18 protein-coding genes are annotated in these 21,564 nt (G+C 72.3%); 14 read left to right on the top strand and 4 right to left on the bottom strand.

Features of this window, described 5'->3' with window-relative positions:
• Window positions 1-22 precede the first annotated feature (22 nt).
• Window positions 23-1,273 (bottom strand): extracellular solute-binding protein, encoded by a 1,251-nt coding sequence (locus AB3M81_RS09550; protein WP_412903675.1) that lies wholly within the window; start codon window positions 1,271-1,273, stop codon window positions 23-25.
• 48 nt (window positions 1,274-1,321) lie between these two features.
• Window positions 1,322-2,419, bottom strand: coding sequence for an ROK family transcriptional regulator (locus tag AB3M81_RS09545; RefSeq protein ID WP_412903674.1), 1,098 nt, complete (start codon window positions 2,417-2,419; stop codon window positions 1,322-1,324).
• 190 nt (window positions 2,420-2,609) lie between these two features.
• Between AB3M81_RS09545 and AB3M81_RS09540 the strand changes: the two genes are divergently transcribed.
• Genes AB3M81_RS09540 through dusB form a run of 3 tightly spaced genes read left to right on the top strand, consistent with a single transcriptional unit; the run spans window position 2,610 to window position 5,676 of the window.
• Window positions 2,610-3,995: a glycine--tRNA ligase gene (locus AB3M81_RS09540; RefSeq protein WP_412903673.1), complete on the top strand. Its 1,386-nt coding sequence runs from the start codon at window positions 2,610-2,612 to the stop codon at window positions 3,993-3,995.
• Window positions 3,995-4,552: a hypothetical protein gene (locus AB3M81_RS09535; RefSeq protein WP_412903672.1), complete on the top strand. Its 558-nt coding sequence runs from the start codon at window positions 3,995-3,997 to the stop codon at window positions 4,550-4,552. The genes AB3M81_RS09540 and AB3M81_RS09535 overlap by 1 nt, the downstream gene beginning before the upstream one ends.
• Window positions 4,540-5,676, top strand: coding sequence for a tRNA dihydrouridine synthase DusB (gene dusB, locus AB3M81_RS09530; RefSeq protein ID WP_412903671.1), 1,137 nt, complete (start codon window positions 4,540-4,542; stop codon window positions 5,674-5,676). Before AB3M81_RS09535 ends, dusB begins: the two co-directional genes overlap by 13 nt.
• Here the strand turns inward: dusB and AB3M81_RS09525 are convergent.
• Both AB3M81_RS09525 and AB3M81_RS09520 read right to left on the bottom strand, forming a co-directional pair.
• A complete protein-coding gene (locus AB3M81_RS09525) occupies window positions 5,663-6,961 on the bottom strand; it encodes a PH domain-containing protein (RefSeq protein WP_412903670.1) in 1,299 nt (432 codons plus the stop codon). The genes dusB and AB3M81_RS09525 overlap by 14 nt on opposite strands.
• Window positions 6,945-7,451 (bottom strand): PH domain-containing protein, encoded by a 507-nt coding sequence (locus AB3M81_RS09520; protein ID WP_412903669.1) that lies wholly within the window; start codon window positions 7,449-7,451, stop codon window positions 6,945-6,947. The genes AB3M81_RS09525 and AB3M81_RS09520 overlap by 17 nt, the downstream gene beginning before the upstream one ends.
• A 42-nt stretch (window positions 7,452-7,493) precedes the next feature.
• Between AB3M81_RS09520 and nagA the strand changes: the two genes are divergently transcribed.
• The 11 genes from nagA to AB3M81_RS09465 all read left to right on the top strand — a co-directional run bounded on the left by nagA (window position 7,494) and on the right by AB3M81_RS09465 (window position 21,560).
• Window positions 7,494-8,642, top strand: coding sequence for an N-acetylglucosamine-6-phosphate deacetylase (gene nagA, locus AB3M81_RS09515; RefSeq protein WP_412903668.1), 1,149 nt, complete (start codon window positions 7,494-7,496; stop codon window positions 8,640-8,642).
• A gap of 79 nt (window positions 8,643-8,721) precedes the next feature.
• Window positions 8,722-8,928, top strand: a complete 207-nt coding sequence (locus AB3M81_RS09510) for a hypothetical protein (RefSeq protein ID WP_412903667.1) — start codon at window positions 8,722-8,724, stop codon at window positions 8,926-8,928.
• Between the two features lie 51 nt (window positions 8,929-8,979).
• Window positions 8,980-12,534, top strand: coding sequence for a chromosome segregation protein SMC (gene smc / locus AB3M81_RS09505; RefSeq protein ID WP_412903666.1), 3,555 nt, complete (start codon window positions 8,980-8,982; stop codon window positions 12,532-12,534).
• A complete protein-coding gene (locus AB3M81_RS09500) occupies window positions 12,531-12,965 on the top strand; it encodes an acyl-CoA thioesterase (protein WP_412903665.1) in 435 nt (144 codons plus the stop codon). The genes smc and AB3M81_RS09500 overlap by 4 nt, the downstream gene beginning before the upstream one ends.
• Window positions 12,966-13,046: 81 nt before the next feature.
• The gene (locus tag AB3M81_RS09495) at window positions 13,047-14,477 is read left to right on the top strand and encodes a cytochrome ubiquinol oxidase subunit I (RefSeq protein WP_412903664.1); all 1,431 of its coding nucleotides are present in this window, start codon (window positions 13,047-13,049) and stop codon (window positions 14,475-14,477) included.
• An 11-nt stretch (window positions 14,478-14,488) separates the two neighbouring features.
• On the top strand, window positions 14,489-15,493 hold the full coding sequence (cydB, locus tag AB3M81_RS09490) for a cytochrome d ubiquinol oxidase subunit II (protein WP_412903663.1): 1,005 nt from the start codon (window positions 14,489-14,491) through the stop codon (window positions 15,491-15,493).
• Window positions 15,494-15,501: 8 nt separating this feature from the next.
• Window positions 15,502-17,097 carry a thiol reductant ABC exporter subunit CydD gene (cydD, locus tag AB3M81_RS09485; RefSeq protein WP_412903662.1) on the top strand — a complete coding sequence of 532 codons (1,596 nt, stop codon included), beginning with the start codon at window positions 15,502-15,504 and terminating at the stop codon, window positions 17,095-17,097.
• Window positions 17,094-18,701, top strand: coding sequence for a thiol reductant ABC exporter subunit CydC (gene cydC, locus AB3M81_RS09480; RefSeq protein WP_412903661.1), 1,608 nt, complete (start codon window positions 17,094-17,096; stop codon window positions 18,699-18,701). The genes cydD and cydC overlap by 4 nt, the downstream gene beginning before the upstream one ends.
• Before the next feature lie 9 nt (window positions 18,702-18,710).
• Window positions 18,711-19,886 (top strand): signal recognition particle-docking protein FtsY, encoded by a 1,176-nt coding sequence (ftsY, locus tag AB3M81_RS09475; protein WP_412903660.1) that lies wholly within the window; start codon window positions 18,711-18,713, stop codon window positions 19,884-19,886.
• Window positions 19,887-19,943: 57 nt separating this feature from the next.
• Window positions 19,944-21,203, top strand: coding sequence for an ammonium transporter (locus AB3M81_RS09470; protein ID WP_412903659.1), 1,260 nt, complete (start codon window positions 19,944-19,946; stop codon window positions 21,201-21,203).
• Window positions 21,204-21,221: 18 nt separating this feature from the next.
• Complete coding sequence (locus tag AB3M81_RS09465; protein WP_412903658.1) at window positions 21,222-21,560, top strand: P-II family nitrogen regulator; 339 nt, start codon at window positions 21,222-21,224, stop codon at window positions 21,558-21,560.
• The last annotated feature ends 4 nt before the right edge of the window (window positions 21,561-21,564 follow it).

Genomic DNA, 21,564 nt, shown 5'->3' with positions numbered 1-21,564 from the left:
CCCTCCGGCATGTGGGTGACGGTCACTTGTTGAGCTCTGCCTCCAGCTTGGCGTCGGTCGCCTTCGCGGTGGCGGCGACGTCCTCGCCGCTCGCGATGGCGCCGAAGAACTCCTCCATGACGCTCGAGGTCTCGACCGCCGCCCAGTTCGGCGAGGTCGGGGTCAGCTTGGAGTTGCTGGCCGACGCGATGGCCGCCTTCGCGAACTCGTCGTCGCCCATGAGCGAGGTGAACTCGTCGTTGGCCGGGCCGAGGCCGTTCTTGGCCAGGAGCTTCTGGTAGTCGTCGCTGTAGATCAGCTTGAGCACCTCGAAGCCCAGGTCCTGGTTCTTGGACTTCGCCGAGACGGCGATGTTCGAGCCGCCGGCGAAGACCGGGGCCGCGTCACCGCCGACGCCGGGCAGCGCGAAGGCGCCCAGGTCGTCGGCCTTGTCCTCGGCGACGGACCAGCGGGCCCAGCCGGGCGCCATGAACATGGCCGCCTCGCCGTTGTTGAACGGCGTCCACGCCTCCTCGTCCTTGCCGTCCTTGGGCGCCGAGGTGGCGTCCTGGGCGAGCTTCTGCCACTGCTGCAGGCCCTTCACCGATTCGGGGCTGGACAGCTTGCCGACCCACTGGTCGCCCTCCTGGACCGCGATGTCGCCGCCGTGCGCGAAGATCCAGCTGATGCCGTTGCGCCAGTCCTGGCCGGGCACCCAGAAGCCGCTGTACTTGTCGTCGCCCTGCGTGGCGAGCTTCTCGGCCGCCGTGCTGAAGTCCGCGAGGCTCGTGGGCACGTCGAGGCCCGCGTCCTTGAAGGCCTTCTTGCTGTAGAAGACGTAGCGCGAGCCCCAGTAGTACGGGACGGCGTAGAGCTTGCCCTCCCACGTGCCGGCCTCGACGAACGACTCCGGTCCCATCGGGCCGAGCTCATCGGCCTTGTCCGTCAGGTCCGTGAAGGCGCCGATGCTGGTGAACGAGGCGGCCTGCGTGTTGCCGACCTCCACCACGTCGGGGGACTTGTCGCTCGGCAGCGCGGTGTTGAGCCGGGTGAGCAGCTCGCCCCAGTCGATGCGCTCGATCTTGAGGGTCTTGCCGTCGTGCTTCGCGGCGAACTCCTCGGTGAGCCAGTCGGTGGCCTCCTGCGGGGTGTCCTCCTTGCCGGCGAGCCACAGGGTGACGGTGTCGGATCCCGAGTCCGAGGAGTCGTCGTCCCCGCCGCTGCCACACGCGGCGAGTGCGGTGAGGGCGAGTCCGGTCACGGCCGCGCTCGCCATGAACGTGCGGAGCTTCATGATGTGCCTCCATGAGGTGTGGTGGTGGAGTGTTCGGCGCGGCGCACCTCACACGACTCCCAGCTCGCGGTGGCGCACCAGCGCCGCCGCCCCGGTCAGGACGAGCTCGTCGTGGGCGACCAGGCGGATCCTGATGCGCTGGGCGACGAAGGGGAGACTCTGGCGCGCGACGGCCGCGCGTGCTGCCTCGAGCACGGGTCCGTCGAGCAGGTCGGTGGGGCCGTGCAGCACGACGTCGGCGATGCCGAGCGTCGTGACGATCGGTGTCAGCACCGAGCCGAGGAGGTCGCCGGCGTGACGGCGCGCGTCGTCGGACGCGGCGGCCCGCAGCGCCGGCGCGCTGAGGACGGTCTCGAGGCAGCCGCGGTTCCCGCACGCGCACGCGCTGCCGTCGGGGTCCACGACGACGTGGCCGATCTCGCCGGCCGAGCGCAGGGGACCGGCCACGGGGTGTCCGTCGACGAGGATGCCGCCGCCGACGCCCTGGCCGATCGTGACCATGAGCAGGCCGGCGTCGTCGCCGTCGCCGAAGGCGCCCTCGGCGACCGCGGCGATGTTGGCGTCGTTCCCGACGGAGGTCGGCAGGCCGTGGCGCTCGGCCAGCGTCGCCGCGAGGGGGACCGCGTCCCAGGCCAGGTTCGGTGCCTGGATGACGACCCCGGAGTCGTCGACGATGCCTGGGGTGCCGACGCCGATGCCCAGCACCCGGCGCGGGGCGGCCTCGACGAGGCGCTCGACGAGGCGGGAGACGCCGTCGACGGCCTCGGCGCCACGGCTGAAGGGAGCGCGCTCGCGCACGAGGACGCGGCCGTGCAGGTCGACGACCGCGCCGTCGAAGCCCGAGTCGTCCGAGAGGTCGACCGCGACGATCACGGGGGCGGCGTCCGAGACGGCGACGAGCGTGGCCGGCTTACCCAGGTGCGTGCCCGGGCGGGCGCCGATGTCCTCGACGAGCGACTCCTGCACCATCTCGGCCACGAGGTCCGAGACCGTCACCCGGGTCAGGCCCGTCGCGCGGGAGAGGTCCGCGCGCGTGGTGGGCCCCTCGTCCACGAGGTGCTGCAGCAGCAGCGTGCGATGGTGCCGCCGGGTGTCGGCGGGACGGACCTTCGCGGTGGCGCGGCGCGGGGATGTGGTGGTCGTCACAGAGTTAATACACCAAACTAACTAAGTCGGCGTCAAGCACTTCCGCCACATTCCTCGGGGCGGGCGCGCCGCACGGCCGGTGGGGACCGGCGTCGGGGCCTGCGGGTATCGTGGGTCGCTGATCTCGGGCGCGCGTTGTCACGACGACGCGCATCGGCCCGCCGACATCCAGCCGGACAGGAAACTTCCCATGGCCTCAGTCATCGACACCGTCATCAGCCTCTGCAAGCGTCGCGGATTCGTCTACCAGTGCGGCGAGATCTACGGAGGCACGCGCTCCGCCTGGGACTACGGTCCGCTGGGCGTCGAGCTCAAGGAGAACGTCAAGCGCCAGTGGTGGCGCTCGATGGTCCAGGGCCGCGACGACGTCGTCGGCCTCGACTCCTCGGTGATCCTGCCCACGCCGGTGTGGGAGGCCTCGGGCCACCTCGCCGCGTTCGTCGACCCGCTCGTCGAGTGCCTCCAGTGCCACAAGCGCTACCGCCAGGACCACCTGCAGGAGGCGTACGCCGAGAAGCACGGCATCGACGACCCCGACACCGTCGAGATGTCGACCCTCGTGTGCGCCAACTGCGGCACGCGGGGCGAGTGGACCGAGCCGCGCATGTTCAACGGCCTGCTCAAGACGTTCCTCGGCCCGGTCGAGTCCGAGGAGGGCCTGCACTACCTGCGCCCCGAGACCGCCCAGGGCATCTTCGTGAACTTCGCGCAGGTCATGACGTCCTCGCGCAAGAAGCCCCCGTTCGGCATCGGCCAGATCGGCAAGAGCTTCCGCAACGAGATCACGCCGGGCAACTTCATCTTCCGCACGCGCGAGTTCGAGCAGATGGAGATGGAGTTCTTCGTCAAGCCCGGCGAGGACGAGCAGTGGCACCAGTACTGGATCGACACGCGCCTGAAGTGGTACACCGACCTCGGCGTGAACCCCGACAACCTGCGCCTCTACGAGCACCCGGCCGAGAAGCTCTCGCACTACTCCAAGCGCACGGTCGACATCGAGTACCGCTTCGGCTTCGCCGGCTCGGAGTTCGGTGAGCTCGAGGGCGTCGCCAACCGCACCGACTTCGACCTGTCGACGCACGCCAAGCACTCGGGCCAGGACCTGTCGTACTTCGACCAGGCCAACAACGAGCGCTGGACCCCGTACGTCATCGAGCCCGCAGCGGGCGTCAACCGCTCGCTCATGGCGTTCCTGGTGGACGCGTACACCGAGGACGAGGCCCCCAACGCCAAGGGCGGCGTCGACAAGCGCACGGTGCTGCGCCTCGACCCGCGCCTGTCGCCGGTCAAGGCCGCGGTCCTGCCGCTGTCGCGCAACGCCGACCTGTCGCCCAAGGCCCGCGGCCTGGCCGACGAGCTGCGCCGGAACTGGAACGTCGAGTTCGACGACGCCCAGGCCATCGGCAAGCGCTACCGCCGCCAGGACGAGATCGGCACGCCGTTCTGCATCACGGTCGACTTCGACACCCTCGAGGACGACGCCGTGACGATCCGCGAGCGCGACTCGATGTCGCAGGAGCGCATCGCGCTGGACCAGGTCACCTCCTACCTCGCGGCGCGCCTCGTCGGCTGCTGATGAAGCGCTCGCTCGCCGCGGTGGCGCTGCTGGCCGCCCTGACCGCCTGCTCCGGAGGGGAGCAGGCGGCGCAGGGCGACCCCGAGCCCGGGTTCGAGGTGCCCGCGGGCATCACGCTGTCCGAGCCCGGCGACCCGCGGAAGGTCGGCACGAGCGCCACCGTGGCCTACCCCGACGCGCAGGACGAGGCGGGCACGGCGCTCGCGCTCGGCGTCGGCACGGTCACGAAGGCGCCCCGTCGCGATCTCGGCCTGTTCGCGATCCCGGACGGCATGGAGCCGTACTACGTGAGCGTCATGGTGGCCAACCGCGGCCCCGCGCCGGCGTCGTTCCCCGACGGCGCGCCGTGGTGGCTGCACCTGGCGGGCGACACCCTGCTGCCGCCGAGCCCGTCCGCGGCGCTCGCGAAGTGTCCCGGCATCGCGCTGCCCGAGCCGCTGCCGGCCGGCCGGACGGTCAAGGGCTGCGTGCTCTTCCTCGTGCCGAGGGGCACGGCGGTGCAGTCGGTCGACTTCCAGCCCGGCGACGTGACCACGGCGGTGCGATGGACACCCTGACCACCGGACTCGACCTCGGCAACGTCCACGTCGACGTGCCGGTCGTCCTCGCGCCCATGGCGGGCGTCACGAACGTGGCGTTCCGCCGGCTGTGCGCCGAGCAGGGCGCCGGCCTCTACGTGTGCGAGATGATCACCAGCCGCGGCCTCGTCGAGCGCGACCGGATCAGCCTGTCGATGCTGACGTTCGCCGAGGGCGAGAGCGTGCGCTCGGTGCAGCTCTACGGCATCGACCCCCAGACCATCGGCCAGGCCGTGAAGATCCTGTGCGAGGAGCACGGGGTCGACCACGTCGACCTCAACTTCGGCTGCCCGGTTCCCAAGATCACCCGCAAGGGCGGCGGTTCGGCGCTGCCGTGGAAGGCCACGCTGCTGGGCCAGATCCTCACCGAGGCGGTCCGTGCCGCCGAGCCGTTCGGGGTCCCGGTCACGATGAAGACCCGCAAGGGCATCGACGACGACCACCTGACGTTCCTCGACGCGGGCCGCATCGCGCAGGACACCGGCTGCGCCGCGATCGCGCTGCACGGGCGCACCGCCGCACAGCACTACAGCGGCCGCGCGGACTGGGACTCGATCGGCGAGCTCAAGGCCGCCGTCGACATCCCGGTGCTGGGCAACGGCGACATCTGGGAGGCGTCCGACGCCCTGGCGATGGTCGAGCAGACGGGCTGCGACGGCGTCGTGGTCGGCCGCGGCTGCCTCGGCCGCCCGTGGCTGTTCCGCGACCTGGCCGCCGCGTTCCGCGGCGAGACGGTCGCGACGCTGCCCAACCTGGGCGAGGTCACCACGGTCATGCGCCGCCACGCCCAGCTGCTGGGGGAGTGGCTCGGCGAGGAGCGCGGCTGCATCGAGTTCCGCAAGCACGTCGCCTGGTACCTCAAGGGCTTCCCGGCGGGCTCGCGCGTCCGCGAGAGCCTCGGTCACGTGAGCTCGTACGCGTCGCTCGACAGCCTGCTCGACGAGCTCGACCCGACCGAGCCGTTCCCCGTCGCCGAGCTCGGCACGCCGCGCGGCCGCCAGGGCTCGCCGCGCAAGGTCGTGCTGCCCGAGGGCTGGCTCGACTCGCGCGAGATGGTCGGCGCCATGGACGCCGACGCCGAGAGCGACGTCAGCGGCGGCTGAGCCGCGCCAGCCGGGCCCGCTCGACCTCGTCGAACGTCACCGCGCGCGCCGTGTCGGCGTCGAGGTGCGCCACGCCGGCGTCGACCGGCCCGTCCGGCGTGTGCACCGCGACCGAGGCGACGCCGAGGCGGCGCTGCAGCGGGCCTTGCGAGAACTGGACCGACTGCACCTTGTGGTGCGGGACGATCGAGCGCTTGCGCGTGATCCAGCCCGTGGCCGAGGTGACCGTGAACGACGTGGCCGACAGCCAGCGGTAGCGCCAGCCGATCGGCGCGAAGGGCCAGGAACGGCGCGAGGCCGACACCTGCTCGCCGGTGCCGCGCTCCGGGTCCGGGATGAGCTCGTCGACGAGGAGGCGGCCCACCTCGACGGGGGAGATGGGCAGCAGCGTCGTGGACGACACGCCCGCGTTCTCGGACGAGACGACGCCATAGCCCGCGACGTCGACCTCGAGCCGCGCCCAGCCGTACCGGCGCCACACGACGGGCTCGATGACGGCGATGCCCTGGACGCGGTCGTAGGGGATGGTCTGGGAGCTGCGGCTCAGCAGCCCCCGCTCGATGCGCAGGCCGCGCTCGTTCCGCGAGACCGTGAAGTTCCACTGGCCGATGATCCGCGAGCTGATCATCTGCGTGACGCCCCAGATCGCGGGGAACAGCACCGCGAGGAACGCCCAGCCGCCCTCGGTGAACACGCCCGCCACGATCGAGGCCACCGCCACCAGGACCGTGCCGATGAAGTCGAGCGACAGCAGCGTGCCGATGATGATCTGGTCCGGCGGCACGACGTGCAGGATCGCGCGCGGCTCTGGAGCGTCGACGGGGTGCTCCTCGGCGCTCGTGCCGTGCGCCCGCGCCAGGAGGAGGCGGCGCAGCCGGCGGGACTCGGCCAGCGTGAGGAACCGCAGCCGGGTCCGCGACTCCGAGCCGCCCGCCATCTCGATCGTCAGCTCGGACAGCCCGACGAGCCGCGCCACGAGCGGCTCGTTGATGTCGACCGACTGCAGGCGCTCGAACGGGATGCGGCGCGAGGTCTTGAACAGCACGCCGCGCTCGACGCGGATCTCCTCGTCGTCGATCACGTACCGCGTGAAGTACCAGCCCGCGTAGCCCGCGACCACGCCGAGCACGAAGCCCCCGGGGATCGCCAGCGCGACCCACCAGTTGGGGTCGTCGAGGTCGAACACCTGCCACGAGATCGCGACCACGACGCCGGCACCCCAGATGAGCCCCTGGAGCAGTCCGGTGAGCGGGTGCGTGCGGTGCGCCTCAGACGCCGGCGCCATGACCCTCCCCGAGCTCGGTCAGGCGATTGCGCAGGCGGGCGGCCTCGGCGAGCGGCACGCCCGGGATCGCCGAGGCGGTCGCGGTCGAGGCGGTGTGCAGCGTGACGGTGCCGAAGCCGAGGGCGCGCGCGAGCGGGCCGGACTGGACGTCCACGAACTGCATGCGACCGTACGGGACCACGACGAGGCGGCGGAACATGATGCCGCCACGCACGAGGAAGTCGTCCTCGGCCTCGCTGTAGCCCCAGCTGCGGCGATTGCGCGGAGCCCACCAGGCGACCCAGGCGGCGAGCGCGACTCCGGCGGCGACAGGCAGCCACAGGAGCCAGCCCCAGTCGCCGAGGTCGTCGCCCCACAGGAGCCACAGGACCAGCCCGACGAGGACGAGGACCAGGCCGGTCAGGGCGCCGAGCAGGATGCGCGCCGTGGCGAGCTTCGGCGACACCGGGGTCCACTCGCCCGCGGGACTGGTGAACAGGTCGTGACGCATGAGCCCCACCCTAGGGGGGGTGACCGTGTACGGTCCGATCTCGTGGGTCACCTGATCAGCGCCGCCGCCGTCGTCGACGTCGACGTGGACCTCGAGCCGGGCTGGGTCGAGGTCCGCGACGGGACGATCGTGGCGTCCGGGACGGGGGCGCCGCCGCGCCGTCCCGACGAGCACCACGACGGCATCCTGGCGCCCGGCCTCATCGACGCGCAGGTCAACGGCGCGTACGGCGCGGACTTCGCCGCGGCGACGAGCGACCAGTGGGACCGGATCGTCGACGGCCTGCCGGACAGCGGGGTCACGGCGATCGCGCCGACCTTCATCACCGCGCCCGTCGACGACCTCGTCGAGCAGCTCCGCGCCTTCCGCGGTCATCGTGAGCGGCTGTCCGGCCGTCCGGGCGCGACCCGGCTGCTGGGCGCCCACGTCGAGGGCCCGTTCATCTCGGCCGCCTGCAAGGGCGCGCACGACGAGGCCTTCCTCGTGGACCCGACGCCGGAGCGGGTGGACGCCCTGGTCGAGGCCGGGGGAGCGGACCTCGGGTACGTGACCCTCGCGCCCGAGCGGGCGGGCGCGCTCGACGCGATCGCCCGAATGGCCGCCGCCGGCGTCCGGGTCAGCATCGGGCACAGCGACGCCGACGACGCGACCGCCACGCGGGCGGTGGACGCCGGGGCCACCCTCGTCACGCACCTCTACAACGCCCAGCGCGGCCTGCGCCATCGCGACGGTGGCGTCGTCGGCGTGGCCCTGACCGACCCACGACTCTCCGTCGGGCTGATCGCGGACCTGCATCACGTCGACCCGATCGCCCTGCAGGTCGCGTTCGCGAGCGCCGGGGGCCGCATCATGCTCGTCACCGACAACCTGTCCACGTTCGGGATGCCGCCGGGCCGCTACGAGCTCGGCGGCGCGCCCGTCGTGCTGGCCGACGGTGAGCCCGCGCGACGCGAGGACGGCACGATCGCGGGCGCGGCCGTGCGGCTCGACGCGTGCCTCGCGAACGTCGTCCGCGTCGCGGGTGTCGACGTCGCGACCGCGGTCCGCGCTGCGACGACCGTGCCCGCCGTCGCCCTCGGCGTCCCCGAGCTCGGGACGCTCGCTCCCGGCACCCCGGCCGACCTCGTCGTGCTGGACCCCGACGAGCTGCGCGTGCGCGCGACGTGGATCGGCGGACGACGGGCCGGTTGACCCGACCGGCCGGACGGTGGGACACTGGTAGACGCGCAGCGTCCACGCTGCCGCTCGACCTCCGCCTCTCCTGAACAGGATGACCATGGCCAAAGCGCTGTACGGCTACGTCGGTGGCCCCTCCCCGGAGCATGCTCACGATGTCGCCATCCTGCGGCGCCGCATCCGCGACCTCGAGAACGAGGTCCTGCGACTCAAGGCCGAGAACGACGGCCTGCTCGCCCGCCTCGCCGAGTCCGCGCACGACGGCGACCTGGCCGAGCTGCTCGAGTCCGCTGCCAGCTGATCGCGGCGTTTCCCCTGCGGTGGCGCACACCGCAGGCACTAGGCTGACCGCGTGTATCTGAAGACCCTGACGCTGCGGGGATTCAAGTCCTTCGCGTCGTCCACGACCCTCGCCCTCGAGCCGGGCATCACCGCCGTCGTCGGCCCCAACGGCTCGGGCAAGTCGAACGTCGTGGACGCCCTGTCGTGGGTCATGGGCGAGCAGGGCGCCAAGACGCTGCGCGGCGGCAAGATGGAGGACGTCATCTTCGCCGGCACCGCCGGCCGCGCGCCGCTCGGCCGCGCCGAGGTCGTCCTGACGATCGACAACTCCGACGGCGCGCTGCCGATCGAGTACTCCGAGGTCACGATCAGCCGCACGATGTTCCGCAGCGGCGGCTCCGAGTACGCCATCAACGGCAACACGTGCCGGCTGCTCGACGTCCAGGAGCTGCTGAGCGACTCCGGCATCGGACGCGAGATGCACGTCATCGTCGGCCAGGGCCAGCTCGACTCCGTCCTGCGAGCCACGCCCGAGGAGCGCCGCGGCTTCGTCGAGGAGGCCGCGGGCGTCCTCAAGCACCGCAAGCGCAAGGAGAAGGCGCTGCGCAAGCTCGACGCGACGCAGGACAACCTCACGCGCCTCAACGACGTCCTGACCGAGCTGCGCCGCCAGCTCAAGCCGCTGGGCCGCCAGGCCGAGGTCGCGCGCCGCGCCGCCGGCATCCAGGCCACCGTCCGCGACGCGCGCGCCCGCCTGCTGGCCGACGACATCGTCGCGGCCCGCACCACGATCGAGACCGAGCTCGCCGACGAGAACGCGCTGCGCGCCCGCCGCGAGGAGGTCGAGCAGGCGCTCGGGGAGGCCCGCCGCGTCGAGGCCGAGCTCGAGCAGGCGCTCGCGGCCGACGCGCCGCTGCTGACCCGCGCGCAGGAGACCGTCTACGCGCTGGGCAGCCTGCGCGAGCGCTTCCACGGCACCGCCAACCTGGCCCGCGACCGCATCCGCCTCGCGGCCGACGCCTCCGACGACCGCGTCGCCGGCCGCGACCCCGAGGAGCTCGAGGCCGATGCCCGCCGGGCGCAGGAGCGGCTCGTCGAGCTCGAGGCCGACGTCGCCCGCTCGGCCGAGGCGCTGCAGGCCACGATCGCCGAGCGCGGCGAGGCGGAGGAGGCGTACTCCACCGAGGAGCGCCGCATCGCCGGCCTGCTGCGCGCCGCCGCCGACCGCCGCGAGGGGCTCGCGCGCCTGCACGGCCAGGTCAACGGCCTCAAGAGCCGCGCGGCCGCCGCCGAGCAGGAGATCGGCCGCCTCACCGCCGCGCAGGCCGACGCCCGCGAGCGCGCCGAGGCGTCGCAGCGCGAGTTCAGCGCGCTCGAGAGCACGATCGCGGGCCTGAGCGCCGGCGAGTCCGGACTCGACGAGGAGCTGGACGCCGCCGAGGAGCAGCTGGCGCAGGCCGAGGCCGCCGCCCAGACCCTCACCACGCGTCGTCAGGAGCTGGAGCGGCAGGTCGCCACGGCCACCGCCCGCAAGGAGGCCCTCGAGCTCGGCCTCCACCGCAAGGACGGCTCCGGCGCGCTGCTCGCCGCCTCCGACCGGCTCAACGGCCTGCTCGGCTCCGTCGCGGCGCTCGTCACGGTGCGCGGCGGTCACGAGGCCGCCGTCGGCGCCGCGCTGGGCTCGGCCGCCGACGCCGTCGCCGTCGAGCGGGTCGACTCCGCGATCGACGCCCTGCACCTGCTGCGCGAGGAGGACCTCGGTCGAGCCGGCCTGCTGCTCGGCTCGGGCGACGTGTCGACGGACGACTGGCCGGCGCTGCCCGGGGGAGCGGTGTACGCCGAGTCCCTCGTCGACGCCCCGGCCGAGTTGCGCGGCTCGCTGCGCCGCCTGCTGCACAAGGTCGCCGTGGTCGAGGACCTCGCGGCCGCGAAGCGCCTCGTCGCCGACCTGCCCGACGTCACGGCCGTCACGGCCGAGGGCGACCGCATCGGCGCGCACTTCGCGGAGGGCGGCTCCACGTCCGCGCCGAGCCTCATCGAGGTGCAGGCCGCGGTCGACGAGGCCATCGAGACGATCGAGAGCGCCACCCACGAGCTGGAGTCGCTGCGCTTCCGGACCGAGGCCGCCACGGCCGAGGTCGACGCCGCGCAGGAGCGCGTCGACCTCGCGCTCAAGCGGCTGCACGAGTCCGACGCCTCGATGTCCGCCGTCGCCGAGAAGCTGGCGCAGCTGGGCACCACCAGCCGGTCCGCCTCCGCGGAGGCCGAGCGCCTGCAGACCGCGATCGCCGCCGCCGAGGAGGCCCGCGACCGCGACGTCGCCGGCCTCGCCGAGCTGGAGGAGCGCCTCGCGGCCGCCGAGGAGGCGCCCGACGTCGAGCCCGACACCACCGAGATGGAGCGTCTCGCCGAGGCCGCCTCCGCCGCCCGCCGTGCCGAGACCGACGCCCGGCTCGCGCTGCGCACGGCCGAGGAGCGCGCCAAGGCGCTCAGCGCCCAGGTCGCCTCCCTGCTCAAGGCCGCCGAGGACGAGCGCGAGGCCCGCGAGCGCGCCCGGCTGCGCGCCGAGCGCCGCCGCCGCGAGGCCGAGACCGCCACCGCCGTCCTGCAGGCCGCCGAGGCGACGCTCGCCCGGCTCGAGCAGTCCTACGACGCGGCCACCGGGACGCGCATCGGGATCGAGCGCTCGCGCGCCGAGCGCGAGGAGCGCCTCAAGCAGGGCCGCAGCACGGTGCGCCAGCTCACCGCCGACCTCGAGGGCCTGACCCAGTCGGTGCACAAGGACGAGATGGCGCGCGCCCAGCTGCGGCTGCGGCTCGAGGGCCTCGAGGAGCGCGCGCTGGAGGAGCTCGGCATCGAGCCCGAGACGCTCGTCGCCGAGTACGGCCCCGACCAGATGGTCATCCCGATCGGGCTGGAGGGCCAGACCGACGAGTCCGGCGAGATCGAGCCCATCCCGTTCGACCGCGCCGAGCAGGCCAAGCGGCTCAAGACGGCCGAGCGCGAGCTGGCCATGCTGGGCAAGGTCAACCCGCTGGCCCTCGAGGAGTTCTCGGCACTGGAGGAGCGGCACCAGTTCCTGTCCGAGCAGCTGGACGACCTCAAGAAGACCCGCGAGGACCTGCTCGAGATCGTCGCCGACGTCGACACCAAGGTCGAGCAGGTCTTCGCCGAGGCCTGGCAGGACGTCGAGCGCGAGTTCAACCACGTGTTCGCGCGGCTGTTCCCCGGCGGCGAGGGGCGACTCGTGCTGACCGACCCGTCCAACATGCTCACGACCGGCATCGACGTCGAGGCGCGCCCGCCGGGCAAGAAGGTCAAGCGGCTGTCGCTGCTGTCCGGCGGCGAGCGCTCGCTCGTGGCCGTGGCCTTCCTCGTCTCGCTGTTCAAGGCGCGGCCCAGCCCGTTCTACATCCTCGACGAGGTCGAGGCGGCGCTCGACGACACCAACCTCGGCCGCCTGCTCGAGATCTACGAGGAGCTGCGCGCGAACAGCCAGCTCATCGTCATCACCCACCAGAAGCGCACGATGGAGGGCGCCGACGCCCTGTACGGCGTCACGATGCGCGGCGACGGCGTCTCGGCCGTCATCAGCCAGCGACTGCGAGAGGAAGAGGCCTCGTGAGGATCGACCAGCACGGCGCGACGTACACGATCACGACGCGCTGGGAGGACGAGGACGTCTACGGCCACGTCAACAACGTCAAGTACTACTCGTACTTCGACACGGCCGTGAACGGCTTCCTCATGCGCGCCACGGGCACCGACATCCGCACGCTCGACGCGTACGGGATCGTCGCCGAGACCTCGTGCCAGTTCAAGCGCGAGCTGCGGTTCCCGCTCGACGTCACGGCCGGGCTCTCGGTCACGAAGCTGGGCACCAGCAGCGTCGTCTACGAGATCGGGCTGTACCAGGGCGACGACCCCGAGCCGGCCGCGATCGGCCGCTTCGTGCACGTCTACGTGACGGGCCAGGACCGCAAGGTCACGCCCGTCCCCGAGGTCATCCGGGCGGTCCTCGCACCGCTCGTGACATCTGTCACAAGCTCGGTCTGAACCGGAATTCCTGACCCTCTGGCTGTCTAGCCTCTCGGCAGGCAGGTCACAACGGAGTGACCTGAAGTCGGAAGGACCAGAGTGGACACAGCACTCGACCTCGCGCGATGGCAGTTCGGCATCACGACCGTCTATCACTTCCTGTTCGTCCCCATGACGATCTCCATGGCGTTCCTCGTGGCGATCATGCAGACCTTCTGGTGGCGCACGAACGACGAGCGATGGCTCCGCCTCACGCGACTGTTCGGCAAGCTCTTCCTGATCAACTTCGCGATGGGCGTCGTGACCGGCATCGTGCAGGAGTTCCAGTTCGGGATGAACTGGAGCGACTACTCGCGCTTCGTCGGTGACATCTTCGGCGCGCCGCTGGCGATCGAGGGCCTGCTCGCGTTCTTCCTGGAGTCCACGTTCCTGGGCCTGTGGATCTTCGGCTGGGACCGGCTCAAGCCCGGCCTGCACCTCATGACGATCTGGATCGCCGCGATCGGCACGGCCCTGTCGGCCTACTTCATCCTCGCCGCCAACTCGTTCATGCAGAACCCCGTCGGCTTCACGATGAACGAGGAGCGCGGCCGCGCCGAGCTCACCGACTTCGTGGCGGTCCTGACCAACAAGGTCGCGCTGATCACCGTCCCGCACACGCTCTTCGCGGCGTTCATGGTCGGCGGCGGCTTCGTCGCGGCCATCGCGATCTGGTTCCTGGTCCGGCGTCCCGACGAGGACGCGCAGGCGTTCCGCAAGGCCGCCCGCCTCGGCGCCGTGACGCTGCTGGTCGCCGGCCTCGGCGTCGTCATCACCGGTGACATCCAGGGCAAGATCATGACCGAGGTCCAGCCCATGAAGATGGCCGCGGCCGAGGGGCTCTACGAGGACGCCGACGGCAACGCGCCGTTCTCGGTGCTGACGATCGGCACGCTGGACGGCAGCGAGTCGGTGTTCAGCGTTGAGATCCCGGGCCTGCTGTCGCAGCTGGCGACGGGCGGGTTCGACGGCAAGGTCCGCGGCATCAACTCGCTCAACGAGGAGTACGCGAAGACCTACGCCGAGTCCGGCATGGACGACTTCGCGCCGAACATCCCCGTCACGTACTGGAGCTTCCGCCTCATGATGGGCCTGGGCTTCGCCGCCATGGGCATCGCCGCCTGGATCCTGTGGACGCTGCGACGGGGCGGGCTGCCCGCACCGAGCACCCTCACGACGCGCTGGCTGCTGCGGGCCGCGCTCGTGCTGCCGCTGCTGCCGCTGTTCGCGAACTCGTTCGGCTGGATCTTCACCGAGATGGGCCGTCAGCCCTGGGTGGTCTTCGGCCTGATGCCGACGGCCGCCGGCGTCTCGCCGTCCGTGTCCTCGGCGCAGGTCTGGACGTCGATGCTGGGCTTCACGCTGCTGTACGGCGTCCTGGCCGTCATCGAGGTCAAGCTGCTGCTGCACTTCATCCGCAAGGGACTGCCGGACGCGAACCCGCCCGTGCAGGACGACGACTCCGACCGCCCGCTGGCGTTCGCGTACTGAGGGGGCTCGCCATGGAACTCACCACCGTCTGGTTCATCCTGATCGCCGTCCTGTTCGTCGGCTACTTCGTCCTGGAGGGCTTCGACTTCGGCGTCGGCATGCTCGTCGGCCTCATGGCCAAGGACGACCGCGAGCGTCGCGTCCTCATCAACACGATCGGCCCGGTCTGGGACGGCAACGAGGTCTGGCTGCTCGTCGGCGGCGGCGCGATGTTCGCCGCGTTCCCCGAGTGGTACGCCACGTTGTTCAGCGGGTTCTACCTGCCGCTGTTCATGATCCTGGTCGCCCTCATCATCCGCGGAGTCGCCTTCGAGTACCGAGGCAAGCGCGACGACCAGGCTTGGCGCGACCGCTGGGACTGGGCGATCATCGTCGGCTCGTTCCTGCCCGCGCTGCTGTGGGGCGTCGCGTTCGCCAACATCGTGCGCGGCGTGCCGATCAACGAGGCCCACGAGTACACGGGCGGGTTCTTCAACCTGCTCAACCCGTACGCGCTGCTGGGCGGCCTGGTGACGCTGACCGTCTTCCTCGTCCACGGTGCGGTGTTCGTCGCGCTCAAGACCGTCGGCGACATCCGCGACCGCGCGCACGCCTTCGCGCAGCGCGTCGGTGGCCTGGCCGCCGTGCTGGCCGTGCTGTTCATCGCCTGGACGGCGGTCGACGCGGGCAAGCTCTCGGTCTGGGTGGCCGGCGCGATCGCCGGCGTGGCACTGCTCGGCGGCCTGGCCGCCAGCCTGCGCGGCCGCGACGGCTGGGCCTTCCTCGGCACGGCCGTCGCCATCGCCGCCGTCGTGGCGATGCTGTTCCTGGCGCTGTTCCCGAACGTGATGCCCTCCAGCACGAGCGAGCTGTTCAACCTCACGACCGAGAACGCGTCCTCGACGCCGTACACGCTCAAGATCATGACGTGGGTCGCGGTGTTCTTCACCCCGATCGTGGTCCTGTACCAGGCGTGGTCGTACTGGGTGTTCCGCAAGCGCATCGGCGTGCACCACATCCCGGCCTCCCTGCACTGAGGAGCGCCGTGAAGCCGCTGGACCCGCGCCTGGTCCGCCGATCGAGCACCGTCCGCACCCACCTGGTGTGGTCGGTGCTCCTCGGCGTGGTCACGGCCGTGCTCGTCATCGTGGTCGCCTGGTGCGTCGCGGTCGTCGTCTCGCGTCGCTTCGACGGGGACGAGGTGCTGCTGTTCCCGGCGGCCGTCGCGGGCGCGTTCGCGCTGCGCGCGGTCGCGGCGTGGGCCCACGGCGTCGTCAGCGAGCGGGCCGCGATCCGCGTCAAGGCCGAGCTGCGCGCCGAGGTCGCGGCGGACCTGCTCGACCCGCGCCGGGTCGGCCCGCGCCCGTCCAGCAGCCGGCTCGTGGCGCTGCTGGGCCCGGGAATGGACGCGTTCGACGGCTACGTCGGCCGGTTCCTGCCGCAGCTGGCGCTCGCCGCGATCGTGCCGGCGACGGTGATCGTCGTCATCGCGTGGGCGGACCTGATGTCCGCCGTGATCATCGCCGTCACCCTGCCGCTGATCGGCGTGTTCATGGCGCTCGTCGGGCTGCTGACGCGCGACAGGGTCGAGCGGCGGTGGGCCGCGATGGAGCGCCTGGCGCGCCACTTCGGCGACGTGCTCGACGGCCTCGTCGTGCTGAAGGTCTTCGGCCGGCGCCAGGAGCGCGGCCTGCGCGAGGTCGGCACGCGGCACCGCGAGGAGTCCCTGCGCGCCCTGCGGCTGGCGTTCCTGTCGTCGCTCGTGCTGGAGCTGATCTCGACGATCTCGACCGCGCTCGTCGCCGTGAGCGTGGGACTGCGGGTCGTCGAGGGCGACCTGGCGCTGCTGCCGGCGATGTTCGTGCTGCTGCTCGCGCCCGAGGCATACCTGCCCGTGCGGCAGGTCGGCACGATGTTCCACGACAGCACCGAGGGCGCCACGGCCACGGCCGACCTGCTCGACCTGCTCGAGCACGACCGGCACACCGGCACGGTCCCGCCGCCTGCGGGCCCGGCGGCGGTGGCCGTCCGCGGGGCGCGACTGACCCACCCCGGCCGCACGACGGTCTCGCTGCGGCTCGACGACCTCAGCGTCGAGCCCGGTGAGTTCGTCGCGGTCGTCGGCCCGTCCGGCGGCGGCAAGTCCACGCTGCTCGACGTCCTGCTGGGCTTCGAGCAGCTCGACGAGGGCGAGGTCGTGGTCGGCGGCACTCCGCTGCGCGAGCTCGACGTCGTCGCCTGGCGCGAGTCGGTCGCGTGGGTCCCGCAGACGCCGCAGCTGGTCGCCGGCACGGTGGCGCGGAACGTCGCGCTCGGCCAGCCGGCCGCGAGCGCCGACGACGTCGCCGCCGCGGCACGGGACGCCGGGCTGGACGTCGGCCTCGACCGGGTCGTGCGCGAGGGCACGACCGACCTCTCGGCCGGCGAGCGCCGGCGCCTCGCGGTCGCGCGGGCGCTGCTGCGCATCCGGGTCGGCGGCGCATGGCTCGTCCTGCTCGACGAGCCGACGGCCGGCCTCGACGCCGAGCACGAGGCGACGGTCATGCGGACGCTGCGCTCGTGCGGCGCCACGGTCCTCGTGGTGACGCACCGGCCGGACTCGGTGGCCGTCGCCGACCGGGTCGTGGAGGTGGCGGCATGACCGCGGCGTACCCGCGCCGGACGCGGCTCGCGTTCGGGGTCACGATGGGCGTGCTGGCCCAGCTCGCGTCGGTCGGCCTGCTCCTGGCCGCCGCCTGGCTCATCGTCCGCGCGGCCGAGCAGCCGCCCGTGCTGTACCTCATGGTCGCGATCGTCTCGGTCCGCTTCTTCGGGATCGCGCGGTCCGTCCTGCGCTACGCGGAGCGTCTCGCCACGCACGACGTGGCGCTCGCCGACGCCGTCGAGCAGCGGGTCGCGACCTACGCCGACCTCGACCGTGCCGCCCCCGCGGGCCTCGGCGACCTGCGCCGGGGCGACCTGGTGAGCCGCGTCGTCGCGGACGTCGCGACGCTGCAGGACCGCCTGCTGCGCGTGCGCGTGCCGTGGTGGGTCGGCATCGCCGCGTGCGCCGTCGTCGTGGGTGTCGTCGGTGCGATCGACACACGATCGGGCTTGGTGATCCTGGCGGGCGTGGCGCTCAGCGCGCTGGGCCTGCGCACGCTCGTGGCGCGGGTCGGGGCCGGGCGCGGCGCGCGTGCCGAGGCGCAGGGCCGGCTCGCCGCCGAGGTCGCCGCGTCCGCCGTGGCCGCGCGCGAGCTCGTCGCGTTCGGTGCCGCGGAGGACGCCCTGGCGCGCGCGGACGATGCCACGCGCGACGCCCGCGCCGCGCAGGTCGGCGGCGCCCGGGTGGGAGGCGTCGGCTCCGCCGTCGTGCTCGCCGTCACGGGTCTCGTGGTCGCGGTGCTGGCGGCGTGGAGCGGGGGAGTGGACCCCGTCGTGGTCGGCGTGATCCTGCTCGCGCCGATCGCGCTCGTCGAGCCCGTCACCGGCTGGGCCGAGGCGGAGCGCGTCCGGCCCGAGGTGGAGGCGGCCGCCGGCCGGCTCGCCGACATCGCCGCCCTGTCCAGTCCCGTGCAGGATCCGCGACACCCGCAGCAGCTTCCCGGCCGTCACGACCTCGAGGTCGACGGCGCCGTGGTCGGCTGGGACGGTCCCGTCACGGAGCCGGTCTCGTTCGACCTGCCCGAGGGCGCGAAGCTCGCCGTCACCGGTCCGAGCGGCGTCGGCAAGTCGACGCTGGCCTACGCGCTGCTGCGGCTGCTGCCCACGTGGCAGGGGGAGGTCCGGCTGGGCGGCGTCCCGACCACCGCGCTCGCCGCGGCCGACGTGCGCCGCGTGGTCGGCTACCTCGGCCAGGACGACGTCGTGTTCGACACGAGCATCCGCGAGAACCTGCGCGTCGCGGACCCCGCGGCCGACGACACCCGCCTGCGCGCGGCACTCGCGGCGGCCGGGCTGCTGGACGCGGTCGACGCGATGCCGGACGGCCTCGACACGCCCGTCGGCGAGCGCGGCGGCCGGCTGTCGGGCGGCGAGCGCCAGAGGCTGTGTCTCGCGCGGCTGCTGCTGGCCGACCACCGCGTCCTCGTCCTCGACGAGCCGACCGAGCACCTCGACGCCCCGACGGCCGAGGCGCTCATGGACGACGTGCTCGCGCTCGAGGACCGCAGCGTGCTGGTCATCAGCCACAGCCCGTCGGTCCTCGCGCGGTTCGGGCAGGTGGTGCACGTGACGCCTCGCGGCGCGACGCCCGCCGTTGTCTAGGGTGGTCCCGTGAACACGGAGCTCCTCGTCGCCCTGATCGCGCTCGCCATCGTCGTCCTCGGCGGCGGCATCGCGTACCTCGTCGCCAACCGCCAGCGCGAGCTGCCGCCGCCGGATGTGGCGGACGAGCTGACCGAGCGCGAGATCGAGCACCCGGAGCTGGCTCCGGTCGACCTCGAGGAGGTGGAGGAGCTCGAGGCCGGCGTCGTCGAGGACCACCAGGTCCCGGACACCGCGCCCACCCCGACGATCGAGCGTCCGGAGGCGCCGCGCGGCCGCCTCTCACGGCTGCGCTCGCGGCTCTCGCGCTCCCAGTCGAGCCTCGGCCGTGGCCTGCTGGCCCTGCTCGGCGGCGGCGACCTCACCGAGGACCAGTGGGAGGAGATCGAGGACACCCTGCTGGCCGCCGACGTGGGCGTCGGCCCGACCACCGAGCTCGTCGGCAACCTGCGGGCCCGCCTCGCCGCCGAGGGCGTCAAGGACCCCGAGCGCGCGAAGGCCGTCCTGCGCGAGGAGCTGCTGGGCCTCGTCGGTCCCTCACTGGACCGCACGACCCGCACCACCGGCGACGACGGCGTCCCCGGCGTCGTCCTCGTGGTCGGCGTCAACGGCACCGGCAAGACCACCACCGTCGGCCGCCTCGCCCGCGTGCTGGTCGCGGAGGAGCGCTCGGTCCTGCTGGGCGCCGCCGACACCTTCCGCGCCGCCGCGGCCGACCAGCTCGAGACGTGGGGCGCCCGCGTGGGCGTGCCGACCGTCCGCAGCCACGAGGGCGCCGATCCCGCCAGCGTGGGCTTCGAGGCCGTCAAGCAGGGCATCGCCGACGGCGTCGACGTCGTCCTGATCGACACCGCCGGCCGCCTGCACACCAAGTCGGGCCTCATGGACGAGCTCGGCAAGGTGAAGCGCGTCGTCGAGAAGCAGGCCCCCGTCACCGAGGTGCTGCTCGTGATCGACGCCACGACGGGCCAGAACGGCCTCACGCAGGCGCGCGTCTTCGGCGAGGTCGTCGACGTGACCGGCATCGTCCTGACGAAGCTCGACGGCACCGCCAAGGGCGGCATCGTCATCGCGGTGCAGCGTGAGCTCGGCGTTCCCGTGAAGTACGTGGGCCTGGGCGAGGGCCCCGACGACCTCGCCCCGTTCGACCCGGAGGAGTTCGTGGACGCGCTCCTGGAGGCGTAACACAGACGTAACACCGAGCGTCCCGACGCGAAATCCGCGCCCGACACAGTGGGCGCCATGGATGGTTACTACGCCTGGATGCTCATGGCCACGGCCATGGTCCTCTTCATGACCGTGCCCGCACTCGCCCTGTTCTACGGCGGCATGACCCGTGCCCGATCCGTGCTGAACATGATGATGATGTCGTACGCCGCTGCCGCGGTCGTCGGACTCGTCTACGTCCTGTGGGGCTGGTCGATGTCGTTCGGCAGCCAGAGCGTCGGCGGCTTCTTCACGAACCCGTTCGAGCTCTTCGGCCTCAACGGGGTCGAGTGGGGCGACTACATCGCCGTCGCGTTCCAGATGACCTTCGCGATCATCACCGCGGCGCTCATCTCCGGCGCCGTCGCGGACCGCGTGAAGTTCTCTGCCTGGCTCGTGTTCCTGCCGCTGTGGGTCACCTTCTCGTACTTCCCGATCGCGAACATGGTCTGGAACGGCGGCTTCATCCACGAGCACTTCCCGGCGCAGGACTACGCCGGCGGCACCGTGGTGCACATCAACGCGGGCATCGCGGGCGGCATCCTGGCGCTGATCATCGGCAAGCGCATCGGCTGGCCGCGCGAGCAGATGCGTCCGCACAACCTGCCGCTCACGATGATGGGCGCGGCGATGCTGTGGTTCGGCTGGTACGGCTTCAACGTCGGCTCGATCGTCTTCACCGCGGGCGACGGCGCAGAGAAGGACACGGCGCAGTTCATGACCGAGACCGGCGTGACCTTCATGAACACGACCGTGGCCACGATGGCCGCGATCCTGGCCTGGCTGCTGGTCGAGCGCTTGCTGCACGGCAAGGCCACCTCGCTCGGCGCCGCCTCGGGCATCGTCGCCGGCCTCGTCGCGATCACCCCGGCGGCGGGTGCGGTCAGCGTCGTCGGCGCCATCGCGATCGGCGCGATCTCCGGCGCCCTGTGCGCGTGGGCCGTCGGCCTCAAGTTCAGGTGGGGCCTCGACGACTCGCTCGACGTCGTGGGCGTCCACCTCGTCGGCGGTCTCGTCGGCACGCTGCTGATCGGCCTGTTCTCGACCGCGTCCGCCCCGGGCGGGATCGACGGCCTGTTCTACGGCGGCGGCCTGGACTCGCTGTGGAACCAGTTCATGGCGGCGCTCATCGCGATCGCCTGGACCGCCGTGTTCACCACCCTCATCGCGTTCGGCATCGCCAAGACGATCGGCTGGCGCGTGGACGACGAGGACGAGGTCACGAACGGCATCGACTTCGCCGAGCACGGGGAATCCGCCTACGACATCGCCGGCTCCTCCGGCACCATCCTCTGAGAACGGGAGAATGAACGCATGAAGCTCGTCACCGCAGTCATCAAGCCGCACAAGTGGGAAGAGGTCCGCGAGGCCCTCGCCGCCTCGGGCGTCGCAGGCATGACCGTCACCGAGGCCAGCGGCTACGGCCAGCAGAAGGGCCACACCGAGGTCTACCGCGGCGCGGAGTACGACGTCTCGCTCGTGCCGAAGATCCGTCTCGAGGTCGTCGTCGACGACGCCGACGTCGAGGGCGTCGTGGCCACGATCACGTCGGCGGCGCAGACGGGCAAGATCGGCGACGGCAAGGTGTGGGTGATCCCGGTGGACTCGGTCGTGCGCGTACGCACGGGCGAGACGGACGAGGCCGCCCTCTGAACCA

Origin of the sequence: Aeromicrobium jepli (genome assembly GCF_047246605.1) — a bacterium.
Lineage (GTDB): Bacteria > Actinomycetota > Actinomycetes > Propionibacteriales > Nocardioidaceae > Aeromicrobium.
This window is presented reverse-complemented; position numbering and strand designations above follow the sequence as displayed.